The organism is Brevundimonas sp., from assembly GCF_016463295.1.
Lineage (GTDB): Bacteria > Pseudomonadota > Alphaproteobacteria > Caulobacterales > Caulobacteraceae > Brevundimonas.
This window is the reverse complement of record NZ_JAEMRO010000112.1, coordinates 1-5,616: the sequence shown is the minus strand read 5'-3', so window position 1 is coordinate 5,616 and position 5,616 is coordinate 1. Positions and strand designations below refer to the sequence as shown.

The window sequence follows — 5,616 nt, the reverse complement described above, 5'->3', positions numbered from 1 at the left end:
CGTCGGCGGCGACACGATCATCGGCGGCGGCCTTGTCCTGCGGGCGGGGGTTGGCACCGGGCTTCAGGAAGCCGGGGTTCTGGCGGATGAAGTCGGTCCAGCCGCCGGGCGTCTCAACGATGTCGCCGCGCCCGTTCATGGCGATGGTCGAGGTGGCCAGGCGGTCGACGAAGTCGCGGTCGTGGCTGACCAGGATCAGCGTGCCGTCATAGCTTTCCAGCAGCTCTTCCAGCTTGTCGAGCGTGTCCATGTCCAGGTCGTTGGTCGGCTCGTCGAGGACCAGCATGTTGGCGGGCTTGGCCAGGGCGCGCGCCAGCAGCAGGCGGTTGCGTTCGCCCCCCGACAGGGTCGAGATCGGCTGGCGCAGCTGACCCTCCTGGAACAGGAAGTCCTTGGCATAGGCGGCGACATGTTTGGGGACGCCGCGCACCAGAATGCTGTCACCCCCGCCGGGCGTCAGGGAATCCCACAGGGTCATGTCCGAGCGCAGGCCCTCGCGCGACTGGTCCAGATAGACGGGCTCCAGATTGGCCCCGAGCCGCACCGTGCCTTCGTCGGGCGCCAGCTCGCCCAGCAGGATCTTGACCAGGGTGGTCTTGCCCGCGCCATTGGGTCCGACGATGGCCAGGCGGTCGCCGCGGATGACGCGGGTGGTGAAGGGTTTGATGACGGGACGGTCGCCGAAGGTCTTGGACACCCCTTTCAGCTCGGCCACCAGCTTGCCGGAGGTGGCGCCGGAATCGACACCCAGGTTCAGCTCGCGCGGGCTGTCCTTCATCCGCTCGGCGCGGTCGGCGCGCAGGGCATCCAGCGAGCGCGCGCGGCCCTCGTTGCGGGTGCGGCGGGCGGTGATGGAGCGGTAGAAGGTCTCGGTCTCGCGCTCGATCGTCTTGGTCAGACGCTGCAGGGACTGGGCCTCTTCCTCCTGGACCTTGGTGGACCATTCGTCGAAGGCGGCGAAGCCCTTGTTCAGGGAGCGGACGCGGCGCCCTTCCAGCCAGTGGACGACATTGGTGACGCGGTTCAGAAAGGCGCGGTCGTGGCTGACCACCAGGATGGCGAACCGGGCGGAGAGCAGTTCCTCTTCCAACAGCTCGATGGCCAGGATGTCCAGATGGTTGGTCGGCTCGTCCAGCAGCAGCAGGTCGGGCTCTTCGGCAAAGGCCTTGGCCAGGGCGGCGCGGCGGGTCTCGCCGCCCGACAACCCTTGCGTCGACTTCTCGGGGTTGAGGCCGAAAGTGGTCAGCCAGCTCTCGGCGGTCCAGCGCTCGGCTCCGCCCGAGGACGCATAGTCCAGCAGCGTCTCGCCCTGAATGTCCGGCTCCTGGGGCACATAGGCGAAGCGGACGCCGGCCTGGACCGAGCGATCGCCCTCATCGGCCTCGATCAGGCCCATGACCATCTTCATCAGGGTCGACTTGCCGGCCCCGTTGCGACCAACCAGAGCGGCACGGCTGCGCGGCTCCACGGCCAGATCGACCCCCTCGAACAGGGGGCGTTGACCATCCTGCAGGCGGACGGACTTGAGGGCGACGAGAGGGGGGCGAGCAGAAGATCGGGGGGCCATGCGTGGGGCGTATAGAGTGCGCAGTGCAGCAAGGCCATCGCCGCGCCGGGGGTATTGCGATCAGCGAAGGACACCGCTGTGTTAACCGGTTTTTCGTGGCCGGTCAGCAACATGCCGACTGAACAGAAGGCACAGCTTTGACCGTCGAACTTCGCCGAAGACTTTCAGGCTTATCACCCAGAAGTCTGATCGCAGTGGCGGTCGGTGCCATTGTCTTTGGCGTCCTGGCCCTGCTGAGCCTTTCATTCGCTCGCGAGGCCGGGCGACTGGCTGCGATCTGGCCGGCCAATGGTGCCTTGCTGGCAATGGTGCTCCTGCGTCCCCGCCAGGAGCGTGGGGCGCTGATGGGGGGCGCTATGCTCGGGGCCGTCGGGATCAACCTGACGATGGGCGACGTTGCACCCGTCGCTTTCGGTCTGGCCCTGGCCAATATCGTCGAGGTCGCACTGGCGACGGCGTTGCTGACCCGGGGCGACCGGTCGGTCGATCTAGGTCGCATTCAGGATCTTTTCCGGTTCGGCTGGCTGGCGGGTGGTGTAGCTCCGATCGCCTCGTCCATCATCGCCGCAGGTACACTGGCGATGGGTTACGGCGAGCCGCTGATGCCAAGCCTCGTACAGTGGTTCGTCGCCGATGCCTTGGGGCTGCTGATGATCACGCCGCCGCTCCTGCTGGCGGCATCGGCGCAGACGTGGCGAGATGGCTGCGCGACGACAGGGCGGCGCGCGCTGCTGGCAGGCACGCTCTTGGTGACGCTGGCGATCGTGTTTCTCCAGACGCGCTTTCCGTTGCTGTTTCTGGTGCCGCCGGTCCTAATCCTGATCGCATTCCGTTGCGGGCCAGGGTCGGCTTCGGTCGCGCTGCTGATCTCGGCGGCGGCATCGCTGGCCGCTGTGGTCGCCGGAACGGGACCGCTGGCGCTGGTGGATGGAGGGCTGGATCAGCGCGCAATGGTCCAGCAGCTTTTCCTGGCTGTACTGGTGTTCACCACCTTGCCGGTCGCATCGGTCCTGGCCGAGCGGGCGCGCGAGCGACGCGAGGACGAGGCGCGGATTGGCGTGCTGAGCCTGGCCGAGAGCGTCGCCGAGCTGGGCAGCTGGCGGCTGGATGTGGCGGACGGTCCGCGCGTAACCTGGTCCGAGCAGGTCTATCGTATCCACGGCGTGGAGCCGGGAAGTTTCGATCCAGCCTATGACGACGCGGTGGACTTCTATCACCCTGATGATCGGCCCCTGATCCGGGACTGGGTGGCGCGTGCCCTCGAGTCCGGCGAGGCGCAACCTCTGACGCTGAGGCTGATCCGTTCGGATGGTGACGAACGCAGGGTCCGCACACAGGGGCAGGTGCAGAGGAACGAGGCGGGGCAGATCACGGCCCTTTTCGGCATCTTTCAGGACATCACCGACAGCGAGCGCCAGCACCTGGAGGTTGCAGCCAGCGAGCAGCGGTTCCGCGCCCTGGCCGAGCACACCAGCGACATCATCGCCATCTTCGAGCTGGATGGCACCTTCACCTATCTGTCGCCGGCGCTGCAGGGCGTGCTGGGGTGGATGCCGCAGGAACTGTTGGGCACCAGGACGTGGGATATCATCCATCCAGACGATCAGGAGGCGCTGAGGCTGGCCTACCGGGCCTATCTGGCCGCTGGAAGTCGAGCGCCTTCGCCGCATATACGCTATCGCGGTCTGAGCAAGGCTGGAGACTGGGTCTGGCTGGAGGCACATCCGACTGCGGTGTGGAATGCGCAGGGAGAACCGGTCGAGATCCAAGACACGGTTCGCGACGTGACTGCGGCCAAGGCGCTTGAAGACGCGCTGACACGTGCAAAGGAGGCCGCGGAAGCGGCAGCTGAAGCCAAGTCGGAGTTCCTGGCCAATATGAGCCATGAGTTGAGGACTCCGCTGACCAGCGTGATCGGCTATTCGGGCCTGCTGCAGCAGACCGAGGCGCTGGGAGAAACGGAGCGGCTGTTCGCGGACAGAATCGCGATGTCCAGTCAGGCCTTGCTGGCGGTCATCAATGATATTCTGGACTACTCGAGGCTTGAGGCCGGCGGCGTCGTACTGGAGCCTGCACCCATGCAGCCGCGCCAACTGGCGGTCGATGCTGCGGCGATCGTGACGCCGCAGGCTGACACCAAGGGTCTGGATATCCAGATCCGCGTTGATGATGCCGTTCCGCAAAGCGTTATGGCCGACGAAGGCAGGCTGAAGCAGATCCTGCTGAACTTCCTGTCGAATGCCGTGAAGTTCACCGAAGCCGGCAGCATTCGGCTGGATATGCGCTTTGACGCCGGGCGGCTGCGGGTGGAGGTCAAGGACACCGGCATCGGCCTGACCGGCGAGCAGAGCGCCCGGTTGTTCCAGCGCTTCAGCCAGGCCGATACCTCGACTACGCGACAGTATGGTGGAACCGGACTGGGCCTGGCGATTTCCAGACGCCTGATCGAGATGATGGACGGATCGGTGGGGGTACAGAGTTCGCCGGGGCAAGGATCGACCTTCTGGTTCGAAATCCCGACCGAGGCCTGTGGCGAAGACTTTTTCGCCGATCAGGATCGCGCCCTGCATACGGTGCCGCTTTAGGTTCGTATGTCGCCGCAAACCACCAGATGACCCGGATCATTGTCGTGTCGCTTGAGTTGAGTGAGGAGAGGGCGGCATGCCTGGATCGATATTGATCGTCGAGGATGACGCCATGATCCGCGATTTGGCGGATCGGATTCTGACCGGTGCGGGCTATTCCGTAGCGCCCGTTGCGTCTGGCACAGCGGCTCTCGACTTACTGAAGCGGGTGCGGTTCGATCTGGTGCTGCTGGACATCCACATGCCCAACATGAGCGGCCTGGACCTGCTGGATCACATGCGACGACTGTATGTGAAGGTGCCGGTCGTCATGATGACCGCCGACAGGGAGATGTCGACGGTGGCTGCTGCGCGCGAGCGGGGCTGTATCGGCTATGTGGTGAAGCCGTTCCTGCCGGAAACCTTGGTGGAGCGGGTCAGGAAAGCCTTGGTGCGGACCTGATCCAGAGCCTATAGCGGCGCGCATGACGCCCTTCTGGCAGACCAAGACCCTGGCGCAGATGACGCCCGCCGAGTGGGAGAGCCTGTGCGACGGGTGCGGGCTGTGCTGCCTGATCCGGTTCGAGGACGAAGACACCGGCGAGGTGTTTCCGACCAAGGTCCACTGCAAGCTGTTCGATTCCGGCAGCTGCACCTGCACCGACTATGCGAACCGCAAGGCCCAGGTGCCGGACTGTATCCAGCTGACACCCGGCAATGTCGGGGCGCTGAAGTGGATGCCCAAGTCGTGCGGATACCGGCGCATCCACGAGGGGCGGGGACTGGCGGACTGGCATCCTCTGGTCTCGGGCAGTCGCGAAACCGTGCATGCGGCGGGGGTGTCGGTCCGGGGACAGACCATCAGCGAGCTGGAACTGGACGAGCCGGAGGACGCCCTGGCCTATGAGGCGATGGAGTGGAATGAGGAGCGTGGCGTAACGCCCGGTCGCTAACCAATATTTCGTCGTTTGCGTGTCAGGGTTCGATCATGCCCAGCTCGCGTGCCACGCTCCGTAGACAGACAGCCGAGGCGCTGAACCTGGAGCGACCGCTCGATCGGTTGACGAGCATGGCCAGCGCCATCTTCGACATGCCCTATGCGATGGTCTCGGTCATCGATGGCGACCAGGCGCTGTTCCGCGTCAATGTCGGCGAGAAGGACCTGCGGCTACCGCGCCAGCAGACGATCACGGACCTGTTGATGGGCATGGGCCCGCAAGGCTTGTTCGTCGTTGAGGACGGGCTGACGGACACGCGCGTCATGAACCATCCGATGGTGACGGGCGAGCCGTTCCTGAGATCCTATGTCGGCGTCACGGTCGTGAATGCGGCGGGCGCGCCGGTCGGGGCGATCGGCGTGATGGACCACGCGCCACGTCCTGCCCCGACGGAGGCGCAGATCGAGATCCTGCGCAAGGTGGCCGGTCTGGTCAGCCACGAGCTGGATATGGCCGGATTGCTGCGCAAGGCGGCCGAGCAGACGGC

5 protein-coding genes are annotated in these 5,616 nt (G+C 65.4%); 4 read left to right on the top strand and 1 reads right to left on the bottom strand.

All coding sequences use genetic code 11. The annotated features are described in order from the left end of the window. Window positions 1–1,567: ABC-F family ATP-binding cassette domain-containing protein (locus tag JHC81_RS13525; protein ID WP_292175538.1), on the bottom strand; the 1,567-nt coding region annotated here is incomplete at its 3' end. Between the two features lie 194 nt (window positions 1,568–1,761). Between JHC81_RS13525 and JHC81_RS13520 the strand changes: the two genes are divergently transcribed. From JHC81_RS13520 to JHC81_RS13505, 4 genes are all read left to right on the top strand, one after another. Then, window positions 1,762–4,152 carry a PAS domain-containing protein gene (locus tag JHC81_RS13520; RefSeq protein WP_292175536.1) on the top strand — a complete coding sequence of 797 codons (2,391 nt, stop codon included), beginning with the start codon at window positions 1,762–1,764 and terminating at the stop codon, window positions 4,150–4,152. 76 nt (window positions 4,153–4,228) lie between these two features. Beyond that, complete coding sequence (locus JHC81_RS13515) at window positions 4,229–4,594, top strand: response regulator (RefSeq protein ID WP_292175535.1); 366 nt, start codon at window positions 4,229–4,231, stop codon at window positions 4,592–4,594. 22 nt (window positions 4,595–4,616) lie between these two features. Further along, the gene (locus tag JHC81_RS13510; protein WP_292175534.1) at window positions 4,617–5,084 is read left to right on the top strand and encodes a YcgN family cysteine cluster protein; all 468 of its coding nucleotides are present in this window, start codon (window positions 4,617–4,619) and stop codon (window positions 5,082–5,084) included. 116 nt (window positions 5,085–5,200) lie between these two features. Next, a partial coding sequence (locus JHC81_RS13505) for a GAF domain-containing protein (RefSeq protein ID WP_292175533.1) occupies window positions 5,201–5,616 on the top strand: 416 nt, incomplete at its 3' end.

What these genes read in the sequence shown, in the direction of transcription:
- JHC81_RS13515 (WP_292175535.1), top strand. Translation starts at nt 4,229, where the DNA reads ATGCCTGGATCGATATTGATCGTCGAGGATGACGCCATGATCCGCGAT.
- JHC81_RS13510 (WP_292175534.1), top strand. Translation starts at nt 4,617, where the DNA reads ATGACGCCCTTCTGGCAGACCAAGACCCTGGCGCAGATGACGCCCGCC.